Origin of the sequence: Rhodococcus cercidiphylli (assembly GCF_033042225.1) — a bacterium.
In the GTDB taxonomy this organism is placed as follows: domain Bacteria; phylum Actinomycetota; class Actinomycetes; order Mycobacteriales; family Mycobacteriaceae; genus Rhodococcoides.
On the sequence record NZ_JAWLKE010000008.1, the window covers coordinates 70,857 to 94,509 of the forward strand.

Here is a 23,653-nt window from a genome sequence, read left to right on the forward strand (position 1 = left end):
CCCAACTGATGTTGGACGGAGTAAGTGATCTGCACAACACTCGTCGTATTCGATGAAGGAGATCACATGCTGTCACTGCTCGGCTTCGGGACGATTGCCATCATTCTGCTGCTGTTGTTCACCCAACGCGTTGCGGCGATCGTCGCGCTCGCAGGTGTCCCGCTCGCTGCGGCGTTCCTGGCCGGCAACTCGCCATCCGAGGTGGCCGGGTTCGTCAAGGACGGACTCGGCGGCGTGGTGGGCGTCGCGGCGATGTTCCTCTTCGCGATCGTGTTCTTCGGGATCATGCGCGACGCGGGACTGTTCGATCCCATCATCGCCCGCATCGTGCGCTGGGCAGGTAGTGCCCCGCCGACCGTGGCAGTCGCGACCACTGCCCTCGCCGTGGTGGCTCACCTCGACGGTGCCGGCGCAACCACGTTCCTGATCGCCGTCCCCGCCATGCTCCCGATCTACGAACGCCTCGGTATGAGCCGGCTCGTCCTGGCCACCTGCGTCGGTCTCGGTGCCGGAGTGATGAACATGGTCCCCTGGGGTGGTCCGACGGCTCGCGCTGCAGCAACTCTGGGTGTCGACGCCAACGAACTGTGGGTACCGTTGATTCCTGCTCAGATCGCCGGAGTCGTGTTCGCACTGGGCGTCGCCTACTACCTGGGTCGGCGTGAGCGGACCCGCCTGGCCAAGGTCGCCGCGGGCGATGCGTCGGCCGTCGTGGAGGAGTCGACGGCGCGAATCGCCGAACGAATGTCCGTGGGATCCGGGGATACCGGATCCGCAGTCGGTGACGCGAACGAGGAGCCCGGCAGCCCGGCGACCGGTGGCGACGATGCGGACGGTCCGGCAACCGCGTCGAGTGACCGAGCACTGCTGCGGCCGAAGTTGTTCTGGGTCAATGCCTTCCTGGTAATCGCGACGTTGGCTGCGTTGATCGCCGCCATCGCCCCTCCGGAAACGTGCTTCATCATCGCCACTATCGTGGCGCTTCTCGTCAACTACCGCGGAATGAAGGCCCAGTCCGCCCGCATCGAGGCCCACGCTGTCGGCGCGATGCTGATGGTCGGCACGTTGTTGGCTGCAGGGGTACTTCTCGGTGTGCTCGACGGCAGCGGCATGATCGAGTCCATGGCGGTCAGCGCAGCGAATGCCATTCCGGACGCGATGGCCCCCGCCTTGCCGCTCATCGTCGGCGTGTTCGCCGTCCCGATGAGCCTGATCTTCGGGCCGGACGCCTACTACTTCGGCGTGCTGCCGGTCCTCATCGAGGTGGGTGACCAATTCGGAGTCAGCGCAATCGATCTGGCGCAGGCCTCGATCATCGGTGAGGAAACGGTCGGATTCCCGATCAGCCCGATGACCGGCGCGTTCTACCTTTTGGTGGGTCTCGCGAAAGTCGACATCGGAAAGCACATTCGGCACACGTTGGGGTGGGCGTGGCTGATCAGTCTCGGCATGCTCGGCGTTGCCATGGCCACCGGCGCGATCCCGCTGTGGTCGTCATGAGCGCCCGCGGAACCGTCCGGTTGGGTGCCGGCGCAGGTTTTGCCGGCGATCGCATCGACCCGGCGCAGATCTTGGCCGAGCGGGGCGAGCTCGACTATCTGATCTTCGAGTGCCTCGGAGAGCGGACGGTGGCGACAGGGCAGGCCCGAAGACTGCTCGATCCCACGGCGGGCTACGACCCGCTGTTGGCAGCGCGGATGCGTGCAGTTCTCGGGGCGACGACCGAGCAGGGCATCACCGTCGTCACCAACTCCGGAGCCGCGAATCCTGTTGCGGCAGCGGCCGTCGTTGCGCGCGTGGCCGAGCAGGTGTGTTCGCGTTCGGTACGTATCGCTGCCGTCACCGGTGACGACGTACTGGACGCGGTGCGACGGATCGACCCGGTGGTGTGGGAGACCGGTCGCCCGCTGTCGGAGCATTCCGAGGAACTGGTGTCGGCCAACGCCTACATCGGGGCCGATGCAGTGCTGCCCGCACTCGATGTCGGTGCCGACGTGGTCGTCACCGGCCGTCTCGCCGATCCGGCGCTGTATCTCGCACCCCTGATGCACGAGTTCGGTTGGGCCGGGCAGGATTGGGAGACGCTCGGTGCAGGAACGGCCGTCGGACATCTTCTCGAATGTGCGGGCCAACTGACCGGTGGTTACTTCGCCGATCCGGTCACCAAGCCGGTGCAGGGTCTGGCGAATCTGGGCTTTCCGTTCGGCGATGTACATGCAGACGGTACAGCAGAATTCGGCAAGGTCGACGGTACCGGCGGGGAGCTGACGCGTCGAACGTGCGCCGAGCAATTGCTGTACGAGGTCGGCGATCCCGCCAGTTATCTGACGCCGGATGTAACCGCCGATTTCACCGGGGTCTCGTTCGAGACCATCGGACCCGATCGGGTGGCGGTGTCCGGGGCGACGGGCAGCACGCGGCCAGAGGAGCTGAAAGTGACCCTCGGGTTCCGGGGCGGTTGGCTCGGTGAGGGGCAGATCAGCTACGCGGGTCCGCGCTCGCTGCAACGCGCCGAGCTCGCCGGAGAGATTGTGCAGCAACGACTGTGGGAGGTGCACGGTATATCCGCCGAGAACGTGGGTATCGAGTACATCGGTGCGGGCGCTGCATTCCGTGGACTCGTCGCCCCCACCGATGTCCCTGAAGTGCGGCTGCGCGTAACCGCGAAGGTGCCCGACGCCGAAACTGCGGCTCTCGTCGGCTGGGAAGTCGAGAGTCTTTACACCAACGGGCCCGCCGGCGGTGGCGGTGCGCGCAGCAGCAACACGGAGGTCTTGGCTATCAGATCCTGTCTGATTCCACGTGCACAGGTGACGACCGCCCTGCACATCACGGAGGTGACGGTATGAGGACTGTCGACGATCTCGCCGACGTGCGAACCGGGGACAAGGGCGACACTCTCATTCTTGCTGTCTTCCCGCGGACCGACGAAAGCTACGAAGTGCTGACTCGCGCAATGACTGTCGAGGCCGTCGCTGCGCATTTTGCGCCGCTGGTCACGGGAGAGGTACGCCGAACCGACATGCCCCTGGTCTCCGGACTGGTGTTCGAGCTACCCGGCGTGCTCGGTGGGGGAGTGACGGGTAGCCCGGTGCTCGACGGACACGGCAAATGTCTGAGCTACCACCTGCTGAGTATGATTGTGCCCGAGCAGATCTAGTCGAGTTGCTTGACTTCAGCATCCGGCAGCACCGGCAATGTCACGGGGTACAACTGAAATGTTCCGCTCATTCCCTTGAGTTCGACGTCTCGGGGCGTACCGAGGCTCAGGTCGTGCGCGGCGCCGATGGCATTGCGCACCGGTTCGCTGACCAGTATTTCGCCGCCGTCGGCTTGATTCGCCACTCGGGCCGCCATCGCGACGTTAAGCCCGAACAGGTCGTCACCTCGGCGCACCGAGCTGCCGACGTGCACGCCCATACGGACGCGGATGCGGTCCCAGCGATCGGGGTTCTTCAGCAGCGCTTCCTGCACCTTCACCCCGCAGCGCACGGCCTGGGCCGGGTCGGAGAAGGCGATCATGTAGCCGTCGCCCTGGCTTTTCACCACGTGACCGCCGTGATCGTCGACGTGTTTGCGGATCAACTTGTTGTGCTTCTCGAGCAGCTTCACCCAGCCGCGGTCGCCGAGTTCCTCGTTGCGGGCGGTGGAGCCCTCGATGTCGGAGAACATCACCACGATGTCCCCGTCTGCCGTCATACGCGCCAGGTCGGGGCGTTCCACCTTCGCCCAGCCGGCGAGGTCCTCGACGGAGTTGCGGACCGTTGCGCCGAAGCCCTTGTTGATGAGTAAGTCCGTGGTGTGGAAGGCGGTTCTGATCGCGAAGGGCACGATGCCGCGTCGCTTACGGCGTTGCTGCGATTCGAGAGCGCGGTCCAGCGCACGACGTGTGTGCTTCAGCTTTCGACGCGAGACGATCAAGACCACACCGAGCGCGATGATGGCAGCGAGCTCTACTCCGGCAACTATCCACAGGATCACGTCGCTCATCTTTGCCTGTCGACGATGCTCGTGGTTGTTGAACCGACGGCGAACTGCCGTCGGTAGGCCGTCGGTGTCACCGCGAAGGCCGAGCGGAAGTTCTGACGCAAAGTGACGGCGCTGCCGAATCCGCAAAGCGCTGCGATGTTCTCGACGCTGCGATCGGTCGTTTCGAGCAGGCTCTTGGCCTCGTTCAGTCGCTTCTCCAATACCCAGCGGGCGGGGGTGGACCCCGTCTCGAGGTGGAACTGGCGGATGAAGCTGCGTCGGCTCATGCGTGCATGTTCGGCCAGTCGCTCGATCGGCAAGGGCTCGTCCAGTCTTTCGAAGGCCCAGCTCAGCACGTCGGCAATCGCGGTACCTCCGGATGCCTCCGTGACCGGACGCTCGATGTACTGGGCCTGGCCACCGTCGCGGTGAGGTGCGACCACCAGACTCCGCGCCACCCGGGTCGCCGCCGCCGAACCGAGGTGTTTGCGCACGATGTGGAGGCAGGAATCGATCGACGACGCGGTGCCCGCAGACGTCATCACGTCGCCGTGATCGATGTAGAGCACCGACTCGTCGACGCCGGCGTGCGAATTTCGCTCCCGCAGTTCGGTCATCTTGGTCCAATGAGTGACGGCCGGGCGGCCGGCTAGCAATCCGGTATCTGCGACGGCGAACGAGCCGAGGCACAATCCAGCGATTTCCGCTCCACGCGAATGGGCGTCGCTGAGCGCCGCCGACAAGTCTTTCCCGATGTGCGGCAACGACTCCGGCCACGACGTGACGATGACGATGTCGGCCCAGTCGACGGTATCGGGGCCGGCGATCTCGCCGACCGGGAAGCCCTCCTCGGTGCTGATCGACCCGGCTCGGTCGGACCACACCCGCGTCTCCCAATCCGGGGCGAGTCCGAGTCGAGTCACCTCGCCGAACACCATCAACGGCGCGGCGAGGTGGAACATCGTGATGCCGTCGAACGCATAGAGCGCGATTCGCATGGCTGTCTCCGATCTCCACCGTTGGCCCGAATCAATCGAAAGTATGCATCCGTGCCACTCGTGGAAGCAAGTCCGCCACCGCAGGATGAGAAGCGACCGAGATCGCCAGTCGAAGGAGAACACCATGACCGCACCACGCAGAGCATTGATCGTCATCGACGTCCAGCAGGAGTACTTCGAGGGCGTGCTGAAGATTCAGTACCCGCCTCGTGACCAGTCGTTGGCCAACATTGTCCGGGCGATCGAAGCCGCTGTGGCGCAGGATCTTCCCGTGGCGATCGTGCAGCACGAGATGCCCGACGGCGCTCCGGCGTTCGTGAAGGGCACCCCGACGTACGAGCTGCACCCCGATATTCAGGCGCTCGTACAACCCTCGTTCGAGCGAGTCGAGAAGAAGTACAGCAGCGTGTTCGCCGGAACCGGTGTCGCGAAGTGGTTGCAGGGCAACAATATCGATACCGTCACGATCGTCGGATACATGACCAACAACTGCGACCTCGCATCCAGCGCCGACGCCGAGGTGCTGGATCTGACCGTCGAAATTCTGTCCGACGCCACCGGCGCGATCAATCTCTCGAACGAGGCAGGCACCGTCTCGGCGGAGCAACTGCACAAGGCGTTGATGGTGCTGCTGCAGTCGAACTTCGCAGCGGTCGCGTCGACAGATCAGTGGATCGACGCCGTCAAGAACGGAAACGAGCTGACCGCAAACAATCTGGTGGTCTCGTCGGCTCAGGGCAACGACGCGGTGGGTACCGCCTGAGTCCGCATTCGGCTTCAAGATCCACTGACCCGAGGTATCTATCGTCAGTCGATTATCTTCGCCGCCCGAGCCTCACGTATCCAATCCGGGAATTCGCTGAGGATTCGTTCGTACAACTCGGCGTCGGAGACTTTGTCGATGTCGTCGAGCGCGAAGAACCCGGCGTTGTCGACGAGCCTGCCCTCCATGGTGTCCAGCTTTTCGAGGAGGCCGTAGTTCGCTTTGCCGACACCGATGAACTGCCAGAAAATGGGCGCGCTCGACGCCGTCCGCATGAAACTCGCGATCGGGCCGCGTTTGGTGAAGCCACCGTCGGTGAAGAACAGCACCAACGTGGGCTGGCGCGAGACAACCGTGGACAGGATCTGTTTCATGATCGGCAGTTCGTCGTTGGTGCCGCCGATCGACGAGTAGTCGATGCCACCGTGATGGCCGTACAGATGGAGGTAGGTGTCGGCCCAGGCATCGGTGTCGGCGACGGTGATGACCGGCAGCTGCGCGTACCACGAGCCGTACAGGTAGGGCTCGAGCTCGCCGTCGTCGTCGAGTTGGGTCGCAACAGGAACCATGCGTTCAACGACGCGATGCACGACGCGCGTCGAGTACTGCTTGCTCATGCTGCCGGTCTTGTCTATGACGAGAATGATGCGAGCCCGCAGCCCCACAGCGTCTTTCTTCAGCAGCACCTTGTGCACGTGATGCTTGCGGAGATCGAGCTTCTCGCGCTTGACCATCGACAGCTTTTCCTCGCCCGCCACAGAACGGACTTTTGGGTTCTCGGTGTCATCGACGTCGACCCCGTGTTCGCGCACTAGATCGGCAAATCCGGCATCCCAACCGGCGCTCACGTTGCGTACCTTCCAGCCGCCGCCTCGGCGGTAGATTTCGATCAGAACTGCCGCAGTTTCTGTGGTCAAACCCGTTGCTGGACTGACGATATCGCTGCACCTTACGATCAATCCAGCGCGAGTCGACAGTGCGCTGCCCGATGCGATCGCGACTACGATGGCGTCGACGTCTCCAGGTACGAGTCTCAGGTCGATGCTGATCGACTGCGTCGATGACAGTCGGACCGCGCCTTCAGGCGACGACGGTTGGTTGAAGAACACGAAATCGTCGTCGTTGCGTACTTTTCGACCTGTGTCCACTTGGAACGCAAGTAGGTCGACACCGTTGGCATCGTCGACGGTGACCTCGAACGTCTGTGCCTCGATTGGGGTATTTCCGCCTCGCGCCAGGGTTGTCATGGTGTCCGTTCGGTCTCGCGAGAACGCATGAGGCCAGCGTAGTGGCGACATGAATTGCTGTACGTGTTTCGCAAGCAGCTTGCCGGTCACGGTCGCCGTGCAACTGGAGACGAAGAGTTCCGAGTAGGTGCGGGAGTCCCTCCGGGTATCTCTCGGGCACAGCCGGCGAGCGCAACTCATTGATCCAGTCGTGCTGCCGTCCACACCCGATGTGTTGGCAATCGTCCACGCGGTGCAGAGCAACGACGCGGTTGCTCAGTTCTTCATTACGATGACGATCATGACGGCGCGCGCGATAACCGACCGGACCCTCGGTGCGTGGGTGATCAAGTGCAATCCGCACAAGACCGATCTCGCACCGATGGTCGACGCCGGACGTGCGCACGAGCAGTGGTGCGTCGCCGACAACTATCGAACGCGTCTGATGGCACCCGGGCAGCCGGTTCTGTTCTGGGTCAGTACCCATGCCCGACGCGGAATCTGGGGTGCCGGCACCTTGACCGGTTCCCCCGTCCCGGGTCCGCAATGGAAGGTCTCGACGGACATCACGCTGTTCGATGAGCCGATTCTTGCGTCGGACATTCAATGCATCGCGGAACTGTCGACGCTCGAGGTGTTCCGATCACCGCAGCAGTCCAACCCTTCCTGGGTCGACGTGTCCGCGTGGGCGACGATTCGTCCGATGCTGCCGGCGTCATGATGATGTGATGGTCGGTATGACATCGAACGATGCCCCGACGCAGCACGGGATGTTGGATGTGGGCGACGGCCAGCGCATCTATTGGGAGCAATGGGGTCCGTCAGACGGCGTGCCTGCGGTTTACCTGCACGGCGGTCCGGGTGGCACTCTGAACGCGAGCCAGTTTCGTCGTCACTTCGACCTATCGCGAGTTCGCGCAATCGGATTGGAGCAGCGCGGGTGCGGACGGTCCACCCCGCACGCGTCCGATCCCTCGACGTCGTTGTCCACCAACACCACTGCCCATCTGATTGCCGACATCGAAGCGTTGCGCGAGCACCTCGGCGTCGACGCCTGGATCGTCAACGGCGCGTCCTGGGGTTCGACTCTCGCTCTTGCCTACGCGCTCGCGCATCCGACGAGGGTTCTCGGCATTGTCCTCGTGTCGGTCACGACGACCAGCCGCGCGGAGGTCGACTGGATCACCGAGGGCGTCGGCGCGGTCTTCCCCGAAGCGTGGGATCGTTTCGCTACCTTCGCCGAGCAGGCCGGCGTTGGCTATTGCCGCGGGCACGGACGAATAGTCGACGCCTACGGCCAACTGCTGAACTCGGACGATCTTGTGTTGCGGGACAGCGCATCCCGTGAATGGGCATTGTGGGAAGATGTCCACATCTCGATCGGTACCGGAGGTATCAGACCCGATCCCAGGTGGGACGATGACCGGTTCCGCCTTGCCTTCGTCCGACTGACCACGCATTACTGGTCGCACGACGGGTTCTGCGATCCGCCTCTGCTCGACCGCGCCGCAGGTCTGCGCGATATCCCGGGCGTCCTGATCCACGGCCGACGCGACGTGTCCGGACCCGCCGTCACCGCGTGGCGTCTGCACCGGGAGTGGCCCGGATCGACACTTCACGTCGACGAGGGCGACGGGCACGGTGGCAGGTCAATGGCCGCGCGTTGGGACACTGCGAACGATGAATTGACCAACCGGGCCCTGCAGGGGTCGAATGGTGCATGATCGAGGAGTGACTTCATTCCCGATCATCGACCTCACTCCCGACGAGCTGCTGACCACTACGCGCACCGTCCGTAAGCGTCTCGACCTGACGCGACCGGTTCCGATGGAACTGATCAAGGAATGCCTGGAGATCGCGTTGCAGGCCCCGTCCGGATCGAACAAGCAGGGGTGGCAGTGGATCGTCGTCACCGATCCTGATCTTCGCGCTCGGATCGGTGCGATCTACGGCGAACTGTTCACCGCGTATCAGGCGTCCAAGCATTCTGCGTCGGCCCTGTTCACAGACGACCCAGAACGTGCCTCGGTCCAGAAGCGTGTCGGAGACAGTGCGAGCTGGCTCGGCGAGCACATGGGTGAGGTTCCGGTTCTGCTGATTCCGTGCATCCAGGCCGGCAAGACGCTCCCGGCCGGCAATCAAGCCGGTCTGTGGGGCTCGTTGCTACCCGCGGTGTGGAACTACGCCCTGGCCGCACGGGCGCGTGGTCTCGGAACAGCATGGACCACAATTCATCTCGCGAAGGAAGCCGAGATCTCGGAACTGCTCGGCATCCCCGACGACTTCCATCAGGGTGCGCTGATTCCCACGGCGTACTACACGGGGGAGACCTTCAAGGTCGCTCCTCGGGATCCGATCGAGACGGTGCTGCACGTCGACCGCTGGTGATTCGCGCGCAGCCCGTCCGATTCATGTTCGCGTCGAAAAAGCACTACCTGGGCAGCCCCATCTTGTACTGCAGGGCGTAGGCCAGTTTGCCAGGCTTGTCATCCGAGTACTGGGCCGACAGCTTTCCGAATTCACCCTTCGTGGCTGCCTTGCCGTCGTTCCACGCGGTCAGTGCACCGAGTTCCGCTGCGGTGCGGCCACTGTCGATCACCGCGTCTTTCGGAGTCGCGACCTGGGCGCGCGAGACCGATTCGACGGTGCTCAGGTAGCTCGTGAGGTTGTTGCTGTCCCAGCCGCTGATATCGGCTGCGCCGGAGTCGCGAACCCATGCACCCCAATAGAATTCCTGGAACGGGATGGTTCCAGGGGTGAATCCGATGTCGCGGGCGAAGTACGTCAGGCTGCGGTACCTGTCGTTCTGAAACTTGGCGAGTCCCACTCCCGACGGGAGCTGCTCCACCGGAACCTCGTTGCCGTCGACGTCGTAGTTCCACACCCACTTCTCGGCTTTCATCCGCGCCCAGAAATCGGTGGTGCTCAGATCGCTGAGATTCGCGACCACCCGCAGACGAAGATGCAGATTCGGTCCACCGTCGGCCGTTTCGTAGAACGAGGTGAGCGTGTGGTGTCCGTCGGTCAAGTACGGCACGCCGCCCGGGCCGATGACGACGGTCTTCATGGGCGCGATGGTGTCGGGCGTTTCCTGGCCGACGGGCACAGTGCAGGTGAACGACGACGGATTGTCCAGTCGCGCATCGGGCATCGCCGACGCGGCCTCTTCCTGGCCGTTGGCCTCGCACCAGTCGTCGAACTTCTTGTTGATCTCGTCCTTGCCGAGCGTGTACCGACCGAGCTTGTAGTACACCTCGTCGTACCCGAGCGACGGTTGTGTCGCGCGCACCTCACCGATCGGGAGATCGAGAAGCTGACCGGCTTCGGCACATTGGTAACCGAGGCCCGAGGACGATCCGCTGGGGATGAGGTCTGCGACCTGGCACAGCGGCGATGTGGTCCGTGCCGGCGCGGCAGTGGCAACGCCGGCCAGCGACGTGGATGCGATAGAGATCAGTGCGAGCGTGCCCAACAGTGCAGCTCTACGAAGCGAGGCCATCGGTAAAACTCCCATGAGTTCGAGTGAAGTTTCCGAGAGTGCCCCAGTCCGGTCACCGGTCGGTGTCGTGGAACCAACGCAGAGGTGAACGTCGCATGATGGACGTCAGCGATCCTCGCGCAACATCGCGTACACAAGGGTGTCGGTCCATTCACCCTTGCACCACCAGTTCTGGCGGAAGTGCGCTTCCTGCCGCATCCCGACCCGCGCGGCCAGGCGGGCAGAGGCGTCGTTGCGTCCGTCCAGCTGCGCGCTGACACGGTGAATCTGGGGTAGCGAGAACACGTGCTCGATCAGCGCATTCACCGCCTCAGTGGCGTATCCGCGGCCGGACACGGCAGGAGAGAACGTCCACCCGAGTTCGACGAGAGCCGGTGACCCGTCGATCAACCATGCCTCGACGTTGCCCACCACCGTCCCCTCGTGTTCGACGACCATCGCGAGTGCCTGAGTGTTCAATCCGGTTCGCTTCATCCGCTTGCCCACCGCAGCAACGGCATCGGCGTGTGTCCACGCTTCGTGCAGAAGGTATCGGCACACCTCGGGGTCGCTGTAGTAAGCGAGAATCCGGTCTGCGTCGTCGGGTTCGTACAGGCGCAGCGTCAGGCGCTCGGTATGGATGGGCTCGACGTTCATGAGAGCAATTCTGCCCGACCTAAATTCACGCTGATTCGAACCCTGGTCCTCGGCCCCGGTCTGACCGAAGGTGAGTAGTCGAACCTGCTCGCACTCAACCGGAAGGCCTGTACCCATGGTCGTGACGTCGTACGCCGTTCCCGCGGCACCCGTGGACACGCGTGTCAGCGACGTTCCCAACGGCGGCCCCGCGCATGTTTCGCCGAAACAGTCGGTGTGGCAGCGGTACCGATGGACCGTCGTGCGCGTTCTCTCACCCGTCGCCCTCCTCGTCCTGTGGCAGATTGCCAGTGCTGCCGGAGTTCTCTCCGAACGAGTACTGCCGGCGCCATCGCTGATCTTCGACGCGGGCCTCGAATTGCTACGCAATGGAGAGTTGGCCGATGCCCTCACCGTCTCCGGAACCCGTGTGGTGCAGGGACTCGTGCTGGGCGGTGTGATCGGGGTGGCCCTCGGAGCGCTCGTCGGACTGTCCAAGCTGGCGGAGGCAACGGTCGATCCGCCGCTGCAGATGCTGCGGGCACTTCCGCACCTCGGGCTGATCCCGCTCTTCATCCTGTGGTTCGGGATCGGCGAGACTCCCAAGATTCTGCTCGTGGCTCTCGGAGTTGCATTTCCGCTGTACCTCAACACGTTCTCGGCGATCCGCCAGATCGATCGCGACTTCCTCGACACGGCCGTCGTACTCGGCTTCTCGTGGCGTCAGCGGTTCACCACCATCATCCTGCCCAGCATCGCCCCGCAACTACTGGTGGGATTGAGGCAATCGCTGGCTATTGCGTGGTTGTCGCTGATCGTGGCCGAGCAGATCAATGCCGAATCCGGGCTCGGCTACATCATCAACAATGCGCGGGATTTCCTGCGCGTGGACACCATCATCTTCGGGCTCGTTGTCTACGCGCTGATGGGAATCGCCACCGACGGCATCGTGCGCATCCTCGAAAAGCGGGCTCTTCGTTACCGATTGGATGTCTGAATCATGACTGCGACGACGACGTCCGTTGCCACCCTGCACGGGATCGAGAAGTTCTACGGATCCAGCCACGTGCTGAAGGGCGTCGACCTGTCCATCGAACGCGGCGAGATCGTCTCGCTCGTCGGACGATCCGGGTCCGGCAAGTCGACGATCCTGCGCGTTCTGGCCGGGCTGTCGACCGACCACACGGGTGAGCGGCACGTCGCCGGGAATCCCGCGGTGGCGTTCCAGGAACCACGGCTGTTTCCGTGGCGATCGGTCCGCCAGAACGTGTCCTACGGCCTGAACACCGCAGGCGTCACCGGCAACGACGCGCTGACCGCGGCGGATGCAACGCTCGCCGAAGTCGGGCTGGCCGAGAAGCGAGACGCGTGGCCTCTCACGTTGTCCGGTGGGCAAGCTCAGCGCGCAGCCCTGGCGCGGGCGTTGGTGGGGGAGCCGGAACTGCTGCTCCTGGACGAACCGTTCGGGGCGCTCGATGCACTCACTCGACTGACCATGCAGTCACTCCTGCTCGACCTGTGGGGACGGCACCACTTCGGCATCCTTCTGGTCACCCACGACGTCGACGAGGCAATCGCGTTGGGGGACAGGGTGGTGGTGCTCGACGGGGGTGCTGTGGCCGAGACCGTCACCGTCGATCTGCCTCGTCCGCGCGACCGGGGAACAGCCGGATTCTCCCGCATTCGTACCCATTTGCTGTCCGCCCTCGGCGTCCACTGACCGATCAATTCCTCTCATAAGAAGGATCTTTCACGCATGTCGTCACACGCTCGTTCCAGATCCCTGCGCGCCATCGGTGTGCTCGCTGCGCTGTCTCTGACGGTCGTCGGACTCACCGGCTGCGTCTCCCGCGGCAGCGACACCACTACCACCGAAGCACCCGAACTCGTCTCCGACGACCAGCTCACCACGGTCACGCTCGACGTCGGCGACCAGAAGGGCGGCACCGAGGCGCTGCTTCGTGCGTCGGGTGAGCTCGACTCGGCCCCATACGATGTTGCGTTCTCCACCTTCACTTCCGGCCCGCCTCAGGTGGAGGCCGCAACAGCCGGCCAGATCGACTTCGCGGTCACCGGCAACACACCGCCGGTGTTCGGCGTCGCAGCCAACGCGCGCATCAAGGTTGTCTCCGCCTACAGCAACGACGCCAGCGGCGATCAGATCCTCGTGCCGTCCGACTCGACGCTCACCTCGTTCTCCGATCTGCGCGGCAGGAAAATAGCGGTGGGCAAGGGAAGTTCAGCGCACGGCCACGTGCTGCTGCAGTTGCAGAAGGCCGGGTTGACCGAGGACGACGTCCAGATCATCTTCCTCCAGCCGGCGGACGCGCTGACCGCCTTCACCTCGGGTGAGGTCGACGCCTGGGCGATCTGGGATCCCTTCACCGCGATCGCGCAGGTCCAGAACGGCTCGAAGACACTGACCACCGCCGAGGGCGTGGCCAACGGTTACGGGTTCGGCATCGCCTCACAGCAGGCCCTGGACGATCCGGCGAAGAACACTGCGTTGCAGGACTTCGTGGTTCGTCTGGCCAAAGCCTCGGCCTGGGCCGAGAAGAATCCGGCCGAGTGGGCGTCCGCGTACTCCACGGCCGTCGGGATCGACCCGGCTGCAGGTGAATTGGCGCAGGGACGAAGCCAACGACCCGCAATTGCTCTTGACGACACTGTGATCGAGTCCGAGCAGGCGCTCTTCGATGCATTCGTCGAGAGCGGGAGCATCCCCGGCGGCAACACGTTCGCGGACTTCGTCGACACGCGTTACAACGACGCCATCGCAGACGCATCCGCCGCCACCAACTGATCACCCACCACGTTCTAGGAGCTCCACTCGTGACCGCACGCATCTTCTGGTTTCTTCCCACCGCAGGCGACGGCCGCTCCATCGTCGGCGCGTCCCACGCATCCGGCAATCTCCGCGAACCCGCCGGCTTTCGTCGCCCGTCGCTTCGCTATCTCACCGAGGTTGCCCAGGCCGCGGACCGGCTCGATTTCGAGGGCGTGCTGACTCCGACGGGAACGTCGTGCGAGGACGCCTGGTTGACCACAGCCGCCCTTCTGCAGAGCACCCGTCGGCTGAAGTTTCTCGTTGCCTTCCGGCCCGGCCTCACGCCGCCCACGTTGGCGGCGCAGCAGGCGGCGACGTTGCAACGGTTCTCGGAAGGGCGAGTGTTGTTCAACATCGTCACCGGGGGAGACGACGTCGAACAGCGCCGTTTCGGGGACTGGATCGACCATGACCGGCGATACGCTCGCACCGACGAGTTTCTCGAACTCGTACAACGCATTTGGACCGAGACCTCGGTGGACCACGAGGGTGAGTTCTTCAAGGTTGCCGATGCGCGGGTGTCCGAGGCTCCGGACCCATTGCCGGAGTTCTGGTTCGGTGGCTCCTCCGAGCCTGCTCTGGCCGTCGCAGCCAAGCGGGTGCAGACGTACCTGACGTGGGGTGAGCCGCCGGCCGACGCCCGCGCGAAGATCGAAAAAGTACAGGCGTTGGCAGATGCCGAGGGCCGCAAGCTTACCTATGGCATCCGCCTGCACACCATCAGTCGCGACACCTCCGAGGAGGCCTGGGCCGTCGCGCAGAAGCTCCTCGACGAGCTTCCCGAGGAACAGGTGTCTGCGGCGCACGCGCTGCACTCGTCGTCGCAGTCCGAGGGGCAGCGCCGAATGGCCGCGTTGCACGGTGGCAGCAAGGATTCCCTCGAGATCTACCCGAATCTGTGGGCCGGTGTGGGACTCGTTCGCGGCGGCGCAGGGACGGCGTTGGTCGGTTCGCACGAGGAGGTCGCGAACCTCATCGGGGAATACCACGATGCCGGGTTCGACGAGTTCATTCTCTCGGGCTACCCGCACCTCGAGGAGGCGTACCACTTCGCCGAGGGAGTGCGGCCGATCCTCGACGCCCGGGGGATCACTGTTCCTGCACGTGGAGAGTAGCTTTCGATTCCTACCAACCCTGCGCAATACCCTGGGGAAGCAGGTGACCCATCTGAGAGCGTTTGGTTTCGAGGTAGTGGATGTTGGCCCGCGCTGCACCCACGACGATCGGTAACCGGGTGCTGACGTCCACGCCGTGCGCTTCCAGTCCGCGAATCTTGTCCGGGTTGTTCGTCAGCAAACGCACGGTCGTCAAACCCAGGTCCTTGAGAATGGCTGCTGCGCCGCCGTATTCGCGTCCGTCTGCCGGCTCGTCGAGTTCGAGGTTGGCCTGCACGGTGTCGAAGCCTTCGTCCTGAAGTCGGTATGCAGCAAGCTTCTTCAGCAAACCGATGCCGCGACCCTCGTGACCGCGCAGGTAGACCAGAACGCCTCCGTCGGTGGCGATTCGTTCCAGCGCGGTCGCGAGTTGCGGTCCGCATTCACAGCGCTGCGAGAGGAACGATTCACCGGTGAGGCATTCCGAGTGCACGCGCACCACAGCGTCGTCGCGGACGTCACCCGATACGAGCGCCACGTGTTCGGCTCCGGTCTGGTGGTCGAGGTAGCCGAACATCGCGAACTCGCCGTGCGGGGTGGTGAGTACGGTTTCCACGATCCGCTCCACGCGAGCGGGCCCGGCCACCGGCGCTGGGTCACGAAGTCTGCGATAGGCGATGAGCTCCTCGATGGTGAGGACCGGCAGCTGCATCCGAGCCCCGAGAGCTTCGATCTCGCGGAACTGCATCATCGAACCGTCGTCGGCGACGAGTTCGGCGATCACGCCCACCGCGGGCAGCCCGGCGAGAGCGCACAGGTCGACGGCTGCTTCGGTGTGGCCGGGCCGTTCGAGGACGCCACCGGGTCGCGCTCGTAGCGGCAGCACGTGGCCGGGGCGGATGATGTCGGTGGGGACGGAACCGGGGTCGGCCAACACCTGCAGGGTCCTGGCGCGATCGGCAGCACTGATTCCGGTCGTGATGCCCACGGCCGCATCGACGGTGACGGTGTAGGCGGTTTTCTTCGGATCCTGATTGTTGGCCACCATCGGCGGCAACTCCAGGGCGTCCGCGCGAGCGTCGCTCATCGGCGCGCACAGCAGACCCGAGGTGTTACGGACGGTCCATGCCGTCCACGCGGGTGTGACACGGTCGGCGGCGAGGATGACGTCGCCCTCGTTCTCACGGTCGGCCGAGTCGGTGACGAACACCGGCTTGCCGGCTCGAAGTGCATCGAGGGCATGTTCGACGGCACTCATCACAGATCCACAGCGAGGCGTCGGAACTTGCTGCCGTGGAACACGATCGGTGCGACGCCGTCCTTGATCTCGAGCTCGTTGATGCGCATGAGCACGATGTCGTGGTCACCGGCGGTGATCTGCTCGGTGACGCTCGCGTCGAGCCACATGCTCGCACCGTCGATGAAGACGGCACCGTCGTCGGTCGTCGTCGTGGTCAATCCCTCGAAGCGGTTTCCGGTCTTCGCCGCGAGGGTTCGTGCGGCGACGTCGTGGAGTTCACCGAGCACGCTGATACCGATGCGGGTGGCTGCCGCGAATTTCGGCCACGTGGTCGAGGTGTCCTGGACGCAGAAGGCCACGAGCGGGGGATCGATGGAGACCGCGACGAAGCTGCTTGCGGCCATGCCGATCTTGACTCCGTCGATCTCTGCACAGACGGCGACGACTCCACTGGGGAACTGGCCGAACGCGTTTCGCAGAACGGACTGGTCGAGGCTGGTGGTGCTCAGGGTCATGATGCATCCGTTCGGGTTCGGGCCGCGGCGACGATGGTGTCGCCCCAGCGTGAGACGTAGTCGGCGATAACAGAATCGGTGGTGTAGGTGCTATCGATCAGGTAGAGCCCGGGGGCGGGGGTGATCGCGCCCAGTTCGACCAGAACGTGCTTGAGGAACATGTCCGGTGCCATCGCATGAGCGGGCCCGGCTCCCAACATGAGCGGCACGGCCACGACGTTCTGTAGGCCGGTGCCCCCGGCGAATTGGTCGAGGAACAGTTTGAGAACTCCGGTGTACGTCGCCTTGAAGGTCGGACTGGCGAAGACGACGAGATCCGAGGATGCGACGGTCTCGACGGCAGCCTGCACCGACTCGTCGCCCCATCCGAGCAGTCCGGCTCCGAGGGTGATGACGTCGACGGTTCCGCCGGACTCACCGGTCAATGCGGTGGCGAGGACGCGCGCTGCGTCGAGTGTCCGCGACTCGGGCTTCGGATTACCTGCTACTACAGTGATTTTCATTCGTGAACCTTTTCTACGAGGTGACGAGTCGAGCCAACACGACGTGCGTGACGGGCGTGAGACTCGAACGTTGCGCAACCATTGCGCCGCTGGCAGCGGACTTCTCGGCCGTCTGCGCTGCGGCTGCACCGAATGGGTCGATCACAACGCCACCATCTCAGAAGGCGGCGAGGTTCTCGCGGAACGTGGTTCGTGAGTACCCGTCGCGAATCGCACCACGGCGACGCAGCGCGGGAGCGAGACCGTCGCTGATCTCGGAGATGACCTTACGAGTGACGGGGGATGCGATGAGGAACCCGTCGCCACCGATGAAATCCATTGCTTCGATCATCGTTTCGGCCACGGTCTCGGCTGTTCCGACGAGTTCCATGGACTCGGTCGTCGGGTAGTTGGCGACGATCTCGCGCAGCGTCTTGCCGGTCTTCGCCATGTCCGCCAGCGTGCTCTGGTGCCCGTTGTACTGGGTCAGGTCCGGTACCGGCGCGTCGATGTCGAACTGCGAGAAGTCCGTGCTGCTGAAGTAGGACATCGCGGAGAGTATGCCGTCGATGTTGTTCTTCTGGACTTCACGCATGCGGTCGCGCTTGACGGCGGCCTCGTCGTCGGTGTCGGCCATGATGGGGCTGACCAGGAACAGCACTTTGACGTCGTCGGGCTTACGTCCGTACTCGATCAGCCGTCGGCTGATGTCCTCTCGATATTCCTTCATCGCGTCGAGTCCGCGGACGTTGGCGATGATGGTGTCCGCGTGTTTGGCACCGAATGCGCGGCCGGCGGGAGAGCCCCCGGCCTGACAGATGACCGGGTGACCCTGAGGGCCACGCGGAACGTTCAGCGGGCCCCGCGAGGAGTAGTACTTACCCTCGAAGTCGATCTTGTGGATCTTCTCGTGATCGGCGAACACTCCGGACTCCGGATCGAGGACCAGGGCATCCTCGTCCCACGAATCCCACAGCTGCGAGACGACATCCACCCACTCGTCTGCCATCTCGTATCTGAGGTCGTGCTCGATCTGTTTGGGCAGTCCGTAGTTCTGCGCTGCGCCGTCGGCGCTGGCGGTGACGAGGTTGATTCCGACACGGCCCTGGGTGAGGTGATCGAGTGTCGACATCAACCGCGCGGCGAGAAACGGTGGGTAGAACGTCGTTGCGACAGTGGCGATGATGCCGATTCGTTCGGTGGCGGCGGCCATCAGTGGAACCAACGGCATCGGGTCGAAACGCACTGTCGTTCCGCGTCGGACCGAGCTCTCGAACGTACCGCGATAGACGTCGGACAACACCGAGGAATCCTCGAGCATGATGTAGTCGAATCCCGCGCGCTCGAGGCTCTTCGCCGCGTCGACGAACAGATCGGGGCGACCGACATCCGACGCCACGTTGCCCGACCACGGTTGGTTCCAGCCGTAGACTCCGAATCCCGTGGTGAAGAACCATCCGAGATGCATCATGCGCAATCACTTTGTCCAGCAGCATCGTTGGGAAGAACAGGTATCGGCGTCGGAGCGTGCTCGTTCACTTCGAGGTCCTCACGTGGTGGGTCGGCAGCCGTACGGGCTGATACACGATGAAGCTTCCCGGACGGGGATTACCGAACATGGCGCAGGCGTAAATGAGCTATTACGCCGTGGAACACCCCTGCTGGAGCTGCGCTACGGACCAATAACGCCACCCGGATCGGACGGGACTGCTGATCGAGACCTACGTCACTCCGGCGTTTAGCGCCGGGCTACACCGTCTGACCTGGTGCTGCGCACGGCGTAATACTTCATTTACGCCGGAGGTCACTTTCAGTAATGCGTGTCGAGAAAGCTATGCGATCAAGCAGCAGATCTGCTGGAGACAATCGGCATGGAGGATCTTGATGGGTGGCACTTCGCGCACTGCGTACGCCGAGATCGACGTCGAACACCTGGGCAAGAGTTTCGATCGCACGGGATCCAGCACACCGGCTGTCGACGACATCGACATGAAGGTCACGTCGGATTCGGCTATCGGAATCGTCGGTGAATCGGGATCCGGCAAGTCGACATTGGTCCGAATGATGTGCGGGCTGCTCGCGCCCAGCACGGGTTCGGTCTCTTACAACGGAGCCGAATTGAAAGGGGTGCTGTCGTCCCGAGCCGGCCGACGCGAATTCAGGTCGCGGGTGCAGTACGTCGCGCAGGACACGACGTCGTCCTTCGATCCCCGCAGAACATTGCGGGATGCGGTCCGGTTGCCGGCGTCACGGCTGCTGGGGATGGACACCACGGCCGCCGACGCACGAGTGAACGAGACGTTGGAGTCCCTCGAACTCGACCCGGCGATGGCCGACCGTTTTCCCTCGGAGGTGTCCGGCGGTCAGCGTCAACGTTTTTCGATAGCGCGGGCCTTGGTCGTCCGACCCAGGATATTGCTGTGCGACGAGGTGGTCTCTGCGCTGGACGTCTCGGTTCAGGGCGCGATCTTGAACATGCTGCGTCAGTACTGCATCGACTCGGAGTGCGGACTGGTGTTCGTCTCGCACGGGCTTCCGGCAACCGCCTTCATCGCGCGCGACATGGTCGTCATGAGGAACGGCGTCATCGTGGAGCAGGGCAGCACCGACGATGTCGTCGAGCGACCCCAGGATCCGTACACGGCGGAGTTGCTCGACGCCTACCGCGGTGACGAAGCAATCGAGCAACTCGCCGTGGCGGCTGCGCGATGACGGGATTTCTCGGACGTCAACGATGGTGGCTCGGCCGAGTGGCCGTCCTGCCGCTGCATCTGCTGGTCTTCGCGGTGGCTGCGTTCTTCCTGGTCCGGGCCATCCCGGGCGACCCGGCCCGTGAGGTGGTCGGACCCGAGGCCACGGAGGCCGACTACCTGGCCACGAAGGCCGAGCTCGGTCTCGACGGCAGCCTGGTGTCTCAGCTGATGACGTATCTGAGCGGTCTGCTGCACTTCGATCTGGGCAACGCGATCATGACCGGTAGGCCGGTGATGACCGATATCGCCGACCGGCTGCCGGGCACACTCGAGCTGGCGGGTATCGCGTTCTTCTTCCTGCTGGTCATCACGGTGGTGCTCTCGGCCGTGGTCGTTGCCTGGCCCAGATCCTTTGCCTCGCGTGTTGTCCGCGGTTACGCACAAGCAGCCGGTGCCGTTCCGGAATTCGTGGTCGGCGTGGTCGGAATTTTTCTGTTCTATGCCACGCTGCAGGTGGTACCCGCTCCCACCGGCCGAGTGCGGGCCGGGCTGACCGAACCCGAACCGCTCACCTCGTTCCCGCTGCTCGACGCAATTCTTCGGGGCGACACCGTGGTGGTGTCCTCGATGATCTCGCACCTGTTCCTTCCCATCGCGGTGCTCGTCGTCTCGGTCACCCCGATTCTGCTCAAACAGCTACTGACAGCCCTCGATTCGAGCCTGACAGCGCAACCCACGCTGTTCAAGATCGCCACCGGGTCGGCGCGCAAGTACATCTATGCCAGCGCGTACCGCCGGGCTCTGCCACCGACCGTCGCACTCTTCGGGATGGTGTTCGGGTCTCTGCTCGGTGGTGCGGTCATTCTCGAGACCCTGTTCGGACTCGGCGGGATGGGGCGGTATGCCGTGGAGGCCGTGGCCGCGACGGATCTGATTGCGCTGCAGGGGTTCCTGCTCGTCGTCGCGGCGATCTCCCTGATCGTGTTCCTGTGTGTCGATCTCGTCAACATGCTGCTCGATCCTCGGCGCAAGCCGGGTCGGCAGGGAGGTGGTTCGTGATGGTTGCTCTCGCACAGAAGAATTCGGTGCCCGATGCGCACATGCCTGCGTCGACTGGTCGTCGCAGAGTGTCGATCGGCACGATTTTGCTGTTCATCCCACTGGCGGCCATACTGCTGATCACTCTGATCGGGCCGTGGATCGTGCCGTTCGATCCGACGAAAGTCGTCGGCGCACCGTCGCTCTCACCCGATTCGGAGTTCCTTCTCGGCACCGACTCCAACGGACTCGACGTGTTCTCGCGGACGATCGCCGGTGCCCGCATCGATGTGACCATTGCTCTCGCCGTTACGATCGCGGCGACCATGGCCGGAATTCTGATCGGGCTCACCATCGGAATGAACGAGGCAGGACGCGGACTCGGCGGCTTCCTCGCCCGCGGCGCGGCGCGTTTCCTCGACCTGCTCGAAGCCGTTCCGACGGTGATCGTCGCGTTGGTCGTCGTGTCGTTCTTCGGAACGTCGTCGATCACCATGATCTTCACGCTCTCGATCATTCTCGCGCCGATTCAGGCCAGGCTCGTCCGTACCGAAGTACTCCGGGTGCGCGGCGACGCGTATCTCGATGCGGCCCGTCAGGCCGGACTGTCCGAGACACAACTGGTGTTCCGGCACGTGTTGCCCAACTCCTCGGTCCCGGCGCTGCAGAACGCATCGGTCGTGTTCGGCATGACGATCATCCTCACCGCCGCACTCGGCTTCCTCGGTGTCGGTCTGCCGCCGCCGACCCCCGAATGGGGTTCGATGATTACTCGCGGCGCAGGCGACGCCGCCATCGGAAAGCTCTGGTCGGCAGGCGCTCCCGCGTTCGCGCTGTGCTTGACCGTCGCCTCGGTGGCCGTCGTCGGCCGCAGATTGACGTCGGGAACCCGACGCTCCCACTGACCGAACACCCCTCTCGTACCGCTTGTTCCACGATCGACGCCACCGGCTCGACCGGTGATTCCGCGTGCCCCTGTGCATCCAAGAAGGAGACCGACCAATCGTGAAATCCTCTCATCGTCTGTCCATCGGGTTCAGATGGACCATCCCGTTGCTCGTCGGTGCCCTCGCCTTGAGCGCCTGCTCCGACGGCGGAACCGAGTCCTCTGCCTCGACCCCCGGTGAAATCGTCGTGGTGACGCCGGATCAGGCGTCGAACGTGGTGCGCGACTACGGCTACACCGCAGGCACCGACAACCAAGACGTCACCAACAACATGCACGCGCAGCTGATTCGCAAACCGTACGTCGAAGAAGAAGGCTCGAACGCGCTGGTGCAGGACTACTACAATTTCGAGCCCTACCTCGCCGAGAGCTACGAGGTGAGTCCGGATCAGCTCGTGTACACGTTCACGCTCCGTCAGGGGGTCATGAGCGAACACGGCAACGAGCTCGATGCCGACGACGTGCTGTGGTCGTTCGAGCGCAAGCTCGCCACTCCCGGTGGCGGTATGGCCGGCTACTTCAAGCCCATGCTCACCGACCCGGTGTCCCAGATCCAGAAGGTCGACGACTACACCGTCAGCTTCACTGTCGAGAAGGCCGGTTACGGGCTGACGTTGCTCGCGAACCTCGCCGAGAACATCGGTTCGATCTACGACAGCAACTACCTGCTCGAGAACGCGACACCCGATGACCCGTACGCGGTGGCGTGGGGCGCGGAGGACATGATGCGCGGCAACTTCGGTTACGGCGCATACATGTTGGAGTCCGTCACCCCCGGCCAGGAAATCGTCATGACCGCAAATTCCAACTTCGTGCTCGGTGAACCCGAGATCAAGCGGATGATTCGACGTGTCGTGGCCGACCCCGCCACGAGGGCCAACATGGTCACCCGAGGGGACGCCGATGTCGCACTGGCGCTGCGTTCGTCGGATCAGGCCACGCTGGAGGGCAACGACGCCGTCACGGTGCCGACGACCACCTCGAATCAGTACCTGCTGTTCTCGATGAACACCACCACAGCACCGTTCGACGACGTGCGCGTGCGACAGGCGATGGCCTACGCCATCCCGTACGACAAGATCATGTCCGACGTGTTCTTCGGCCGCGCGTACAAGTACAACCACGTACTCGACGACAAGGCACCGAACTGGGACGGCAGCGATCTTCCGCAGTACGACAGCGACCCCGAACGGGCGAAGTCACTGTTGGCAGAGGCGGGCCTGACCGATGGCCTGGCCTTCACCCTCAGCGTCAACAATCAGCTTCCGGCGACGCAGGACACGGCGATTCAGATCCAGTCCTATGCAGCCGAAGCGGGTATCGACGTCACGATCTCCGAAGTGCCTGCAGCGCAGCTCAATGCCGACACCTTGGCCGGAAAGGTACAGGCCAGCCTGACCATGGGCGCCTCGGTCACGATGACCCCGCCGTACTCGCTGCAACTGCTCACTCAGCCCGGCGGCGGCTCCAACGTGGCGCTGTGGAACGACCCGGAGTTCCTCACCATGATCGATCAGGGGCTGGATGCGGGCGACGCTCTGAGCCCCGAGGCCGGTGAGTTCTGGAACGCTGCGGAACTACGCATGACCGAGCAGGCCCCGTACATCTTCATCGCCCGGGTACGGCCGTCGGTGGCCCTGGAAGCCGGCATCGGTGGGTTCGTCCAGCGCACCGACTTCCGCATCGACTACTCCAATCTGACGCTCGATTCGTAGGTTCGGCGATCTCACGCGGTGCGGTCGGTGGTC

General features: G+C 63.8%; 25 protein-coding genes. 15 read left to right on the forward strand and 10 right to left on the reverse strand.

Features of this window, described 5'->3' with window-relative positions; genetic code table 11:
- The first annotated feature begins 66 nt into the window (after window positions 1-66).
- The 3 genes from R3P95_RS20630 to R3P95_RS20640 are packed head-to-tail and all read left to right on the forward strand — an operon-like array spanning window position 67 to window position 3,160.
- Entirely contained in the window at window positions 67-1,500 is a 1,434-nt protein-coding gene (locus tag R3P95_RS20630; protein WP_317549295.1) for a CitMHS family transporter, read from the forward strand.
- Window positions 1,497-2,849, forward strand: a complete 1,353-nt coding sequence (locus R3P95_RS20635; RefSeq protein ID WP_317549296.1) for an acyclic terpene utilization AtuA family protein — start codon at window positions 1,497-1,499, stop codon at window positions 2,847-2,849. Before R3P95_RS20630 ends, R3P95_RS20635 begins: the two co-directional genes overlap by 4 nt.
- Window positions 2,846-3,160, forward strand: coding sequence for an AtuA-related protein (locus R3P95_RS20640; protein ID WP_317549297.1), 315 nt, complete (start codon window positions 2,846-2,848; stop codon window positions 3,158-3,160). The genes R3P95_RS20635 and R3P95_RS20640 overlap by 4 nt, the downstream gene beginning before the upstream one ends.
- Here the strand turns inward: R3P95_RS20640 and R3P95_RS20645 are convergent.
- Window positions 3,157-3,990, reverse strand: a complete 834-nt coding sequence (locus tag R3P95_RS20645) for an adenylate/guanylate cyclase domain-containing protein (RefSeq protein ID WP_317549298.1) — start codon at window positions 3,988-3,990, stop codon at window positions 3,157-3,159. The two genes, R3P95_RS20640 and R3P95_RS20645, sit on opposite strands and share 4 nt — an antisense overlap.
- Entirely contained in the window at window positions 3,987-4,967 is a 981-nt protein-coding gene (locus tag R3P95_RS20650) for a GlxA family transcriptional regulator (RefSeq protein WP_317549299.1), read from the reverse strand. The genes R3P95_RS20645 and R3P95_RS20650 overlap by 4 nt, the downstream gene beginning before the upstream one ends.
- Window positions 4,968-5,091: 124 nt before the next feature.
- On the opposite strand from R3P95_RS20650, the gene R3P95_RS20655 reads away from it, so the two are divergent.
- Entirely contained in the window at window positions 5,092-5,730 is a 639-nt protein-coding gene (locus R3P95_RS20655; protein WP_317549300.1) for an isochorismatase family protein, read from the forward strand.
- Between the two features lie 44 nt (window positions 5,731-5,774).
- Here the strand turns inward: R3P95_RS20655 and R3P95_RS20660 are convergent, their stop codons facing one another.
- Complete coding sequence (locus R3P95_RS20660; protein ID WP_317549301.1) at window positions 5,775-6,977, reverse strand: vWA domain-containing protein; 1,203 nt, start codon at window positions 6,975-6,977, stop codon at window positions 5,775-5,777.
- 190 nt (window positions 6,978-7,167) lie between these two features.
- Here R3P95_RS20660 and R3P95_RS20665 point away from each other — a divergent pair, with 190 nt between their 5' ends.
- Genes R3P95_RS20665 through R3P95_RS20675 form a run of 3 tightly spaced genes read left to right on the forward strand, consistent with a single transcriptional unit; the run spans window position 7,168 to window position 9,344 of the window.
- Window positions 7,168-7,677 (forward strand): hypothetical protein, encoded by a 510-nt coding sequence (locus tag R3P95_RS20665; RefSeq protein WP_317549302.1) that lies wholly within the window; start codon window positions 7,168-7,170, stop codon window positions 7,675-7,677.
- A gap of 16 nt (window positions 7,678-7,693) precedes the next feature.
- The gene (locus R3P95_RS20670) at window positions 7,694-8,680 is read left to right on the forward strand and encodes an alpha/beta fold hydrolase (protein ID WP_317549303.1); all 987 of its coding nucleotides are present in this window, start codon (window positions 7,694-7,696) and stop codon (window positions 8,678-8,680) included.
- A gap of 7 nt (window positions 8,681-8,687) precedes the next feature.
- Window positions 8,688-9,344 (forward strand): nitroreductase family protein, encoded by a 657-nt coding sequence (locus R3P95_RS20675; protein ID WP_094670769.1) that lies wholly within the window; start codon window positions 8,688-8,690, stop codon window positions 9,342-9,344.
- Between the two features lie 43 nt (window positions 9,345-9,387).
- Here R3P95_RS20675 and R3P95_RS20680 read toward each other — a convergent pair whose 3' ends face one another.
- Window positions 9,388-10,470 (reverse strand): ParB/Srx family N-terminal domain-containing protein, encoded by a 1,083-nt coding sequence (locus R3P95_RS20680; protein ID WP_317549304.1) that lies wholly within the window; start codon window positions 10,468-10,470, stop codon window positions 9,388-9,390.
- A gap of 90 nt (window positions 10,471-10,560) precedes the next feature.
- Window positions 10,561-11,091, reverse strand: coding sequence for a GNAT family N-acetyltransferase (locus R3P95_RS20685; RefSeq protein ID WP_317549305.1), 531 nt, complete (start codon window positions 11,089-11,091; stop codon window positions 10,561-10,563).
- Window positions 11,092-11,206: 115 nt separating this feature from the next.
- Between R3P95_RS20685 and R3P95_RS20690 the strand changes: the two genes are divergently transcribed.
- Genes R3P95_RS20690 through R3P95_RS20705 form a run of 4 tightly spaced genes read left to right on the forward strand, consistent with a single transcriptional unit; the run spans window position 11,207 to window position 15,012 of the window.
- Window positions 11,207-12,067 (forward strand): ABC transporter permease, encoded by an 861-nt coding sequence (locus R3P95_RS20690; protein WP_094670773.1) that lies wholly within the window; start codon window positions 11,207-11,209, stop codon window positions 12,065-12,067.
- 3 nt (window positions 12,068-12,070) lie between these two features.
- Window positions 12,071-12,790: an ABC transporter ATP-binding protein gene (locus tag R3P95_RS20695; RefSeq protein WP_317549306.1), complete on the forward strand. Its 720-nt coding sequence runs from the start codon at window positions 12,071-12,073 to the stop codon at window positions 12,788-12,790.
- Window positions 12,791-12,826: 36 nt separating this feature from the next.
- Window positions 12,827-13,873 carry an ABC transporter substrate-binding protein gene (locus tag R3P95_RS20700; RefSeq protein WP_317549307.1) on the forward strand — a complete coding sequence of 349 codons (1,047 nt, stop codon included), beginning with the start codon at window positions 12,827-12,829 and terminating at the stop codon, window positions 13,871-13,873.
- Between the two features lie 29 nt (window positions 13,874-13,902).
- Window positions 13,903-15,012, forward strand: coding sequence for an LLM class flavin-dependent oxidoreductase (locus R3P95_RS20705; protein ID WP_317549308.1), 1,110 nt, complete (start codon window positions 13,903-13,905; stop codon window positions 15,010-15,012).
- Between the two features lie 10 nt (window positions 15,013-15,022).
- Here the strand turns inward: R3P95_RS20705 and ribA are convergent, their stop codons facing one another.
- Genes ribA through R3P95_RS20730 form a run of 5 tightly spaced genes read right to left on the reverse strand, consistent with a single transcriptional unit; the run spans window position 15,023 to window position 18,699 of the window.
- A complete protein-coding gene (ribA, locus tag R3P95_RS20710; protein WP_317549309.1) occupies window positions 15,023-16,249 on the reverse strand; it encodes a GTP cyclohydrolase II in 1,227 nt (408 codons plus the stop codon).
- A complete protein-coding gene (locus tag R3P95_RS20715; protein ID WP_317549310.1) occupies window positions 16,249-16,746 on the reverse strand; it encodes a flavin reductase family protein in 498 nt (165 codons plus the stop codon). Before R3P95_RS20715 ends, ribA begins: the two co-directional genes overlap by 1 nt.
- Window positions 16,743-17,249: an NADPH-dependent FMN reductase gene (locus R3P95_RS20720; RefSeq protein ID WP_317549311.1), complete on the reverse strand. Its 507-nt coding sequence runs from the start codon at window positions 17,247-17,249 to the stop codon at window positions 16,743-16,745. The genes R3P95_RS20715 and R3P95_RS20720 overlap by 4 nt, the downstream gene beginning before the upstream one ends.
- Window positions 17,250-17,262: 13 nt before the next feature.
- Window positions 17,263-17,394, reverse strand: coding sequence for a hypothetical protein (locus tag R3P95_RS20725; protein WP_317549312.1), 132 nt, complete (start codon window positions 17,392-17,394; stop codon window positions 17,263-17,265).
- A gap of 12 nt (window positions 17,395-17,406) precedes the next feature.
- Complete coding sequence (locus tag R3P95_RS20730) at window positions 17,407-18,699, reverse strand: NtaA/DmoA family FMN-dependent monooxygenase (protein WP_317549313.1); 1,293 nt, start codon at window positions 18,697-18,699, stop codon at window positions 17,407-17,409.
- 413 nt (window positions 18,700-19,112) lie between these two features.
- On the opposite strand from R3P95_RS20730, the gene R3P95_RS20735 reads away from it, so the two are divergent.
- From R3P95_RS20735 to R3P95_RS20750, 4 genes are all read left to right on the forward strand, one after another.
- Window positions 19,113-19,940, forward strand: coding sequence for an ABC transporter ATP-binding protein (locus tag R3P95_RS20735; RefSeq protein WP_317549314.1), 828 nt, complete (start codon window positions 19,113-19,115; stop codon window positions 19,938-19,940).
- Window positions 19,937-20,980, forward strand: coding sequence for an ABC transporter permease (locus R3P95_RS20740; protein WP_317549315.1), 1,044 nt, complete (start codon window positions 19,937-19,939; stop codon window positions 20,978-20,980). The genes R3P95_RS20735 and R3P95_RS20740 overlap by 4 nt, the downstream gene beginning before the upstream one ends.
- A complete protein-coding gene (locus tag R3P95_RS20745; RefSeq protein WP_317549316.1) occupies window positions 20,980-21,864 on the forward strand; it encodes an ABC transporter permease in 885 nt (294 codons plus the stop codon). The genes R3P95_RS20740 and R3P95_RS20745 overlap by 1 nt, the downstream gene beginning before the upstream one ends.
- A gap of 100 nt (window positions 21,865-21,964) precedes the next feature.
- Window positions 21,965-23,620, forward strand: coding sequence for an ABC transporter substrate-binding protein (locus R3P95_RS20750; RefSeq protein ID WP_317549317.1), 1,656 nt, complete (start codon window positions 21,965-21,967; stop codon window positions 23,618-23,620).
- Window positions 23,621-23,653: the final 33 nt, after the last annotated feature.

Excerpts from the sequence above, each read along its gene's own strand:
- R3P95_RS20630 (WP_317549295.1), top strand. The coding sequence starts at position 67 with ATGCTGTCACTGCTCGGCTTCGGGACGATTGCCATCATTCTGCTGCTG.
- R3P95_RS20635 (WP_317549296.1), top strand. The coding sequence starts at position 1,497 with ATGAGCGCCCGCGGAACCGTCCGGTTGGGTGCCGGCGCAGGTTTTGCC.
- R3P95_RS20640 (WP_317549297.1), top strand. The coding sequence starts at position 2,846 with ATGAGGACTGTCGACGATCTCGCCGACGTGCGAACCGGGGACAAGGGC.
- R3P95_RS20645 (WP_317549298.1), bottom strand. The coding sequence starts at position 3,990 with ATGAGCGACGTGATCCTGTGGATAGTTGCCGGAGTAGAGCTCGCTGCC.
- R3P95_RS20650 (WP_317549299.1), bottom strand. The coding sequence starts at position 4,967 with ATGCGAATCGCGCTCTATGCGTTCGACGGCATCACGATGTTCCACCTC.
- R3P95_RS20655 (WP_317549300.1), top strand. The coding sequence starts at position 5,092 with ATGACCGCACCACGCAGAGCATTGATCGTCATCGACGTCCAGCAGGAG.
- R3P95_RS20660 (WP_317549301.1), bottom strand. The coding sequence starts at position 6,977 with ATGACAACCCTGGCGCGAGGCGGAAATACCCCAATCGAGGCACAGACG.
- R3P95_RS20670 (WP_317549303.1), top strand. The coding sequence starts at position 7,694 with ATGACATCGAACGATGCCCCGACGCAGCACGGGATGTTGGATGTGGGC.
- R3P95_RS20680 (WP_317549304.1), bottom strand. The coding sequence starts at position 10,470 with ATGGGAGTTTTACCGATGGCCTCGCTTCGTAGAGCTGCACTGTTGGGC.
- R3P95_RS20685 (WP_317549305.1), bottom strand. The coding sequence starts at position 11,091 with ATGAACGTCGAGCCCATCCATACCGAGCGCCTGACGCTGCGCCTGTAC.
- R3P95_RS20690 (WP_094670773.1), top strand. The coding sequence starts at position 11,207 with ATGGTCGTGACGTCGTACGCCGTTCCCGCGGCACCCGTGGACACGCGT.
- R3P95_RS20695 (WP_317549306.1), top strand. The coding sequence starts at position 12,071 with ATGACTGCGACGACGACGTCCGTTGCCACCCTGCACGGGATCGAGAAG.
- R3P95_RS20700 (WP_317549307.1), top strand. The coding sequence starts at position 12,827 with ATGTCGTCACACGCTCGTTCCAGATCCCTGCGCGCCATCGGTGTGCTC.
- ribA (WP_317549309.1), bottom strand. The coding sequence starts at position 16,249 with ATGAGTGCCGTCGAACATGCCCTCGATGCACTTCGAGCCGGCAAGCCG.
- R3P95_RS20715 (WP_317549310.1), bottom strand. The coding sequence starts at position 16,746 with ATGACCCTGAGCACCACCAGCCTCGACCAGTCCGTTCTGCGAAACGCG.
- R3P95_RS20720 (WP_317549311.1), bottom strand. The coding sequence starts at position 17,249 with ATGAAAATCACTGTAGTAGCAGGTAATCCGAAGCCCGAGTCGCGGACA.
- R3P95_RS20730 (WP_317549313.1), bottom strand. The coding sequence starts at position 18,699 with ATGATGCATCTCGGATGGTTCTTCACCACGGGATTCGGAGTCTACGGC.
- R3P95_RS20735 (WP_317549314.1), top strand. The coding sequence starts at position 19,113 with ATGGGTGGCACTTCGCGCACTGCGTACGCCGAGATCGACGTCGAACAC.
- R3P95_RS20740 (WP_317549315.1), top strand. The coding sequence starts at position 19,937 with ATGACGGGATTTCTCGGACGTCAACGATGGTGGCTCGGCCGAGTGGCC.
- R3P95_RS20745 (WP_317549316.1), top strand. The coding sequence starts at position 20,980 with ATGGTTGCTCTCGCACAGAAGAATTCGGTGCCCGATGCGCACATGCCT.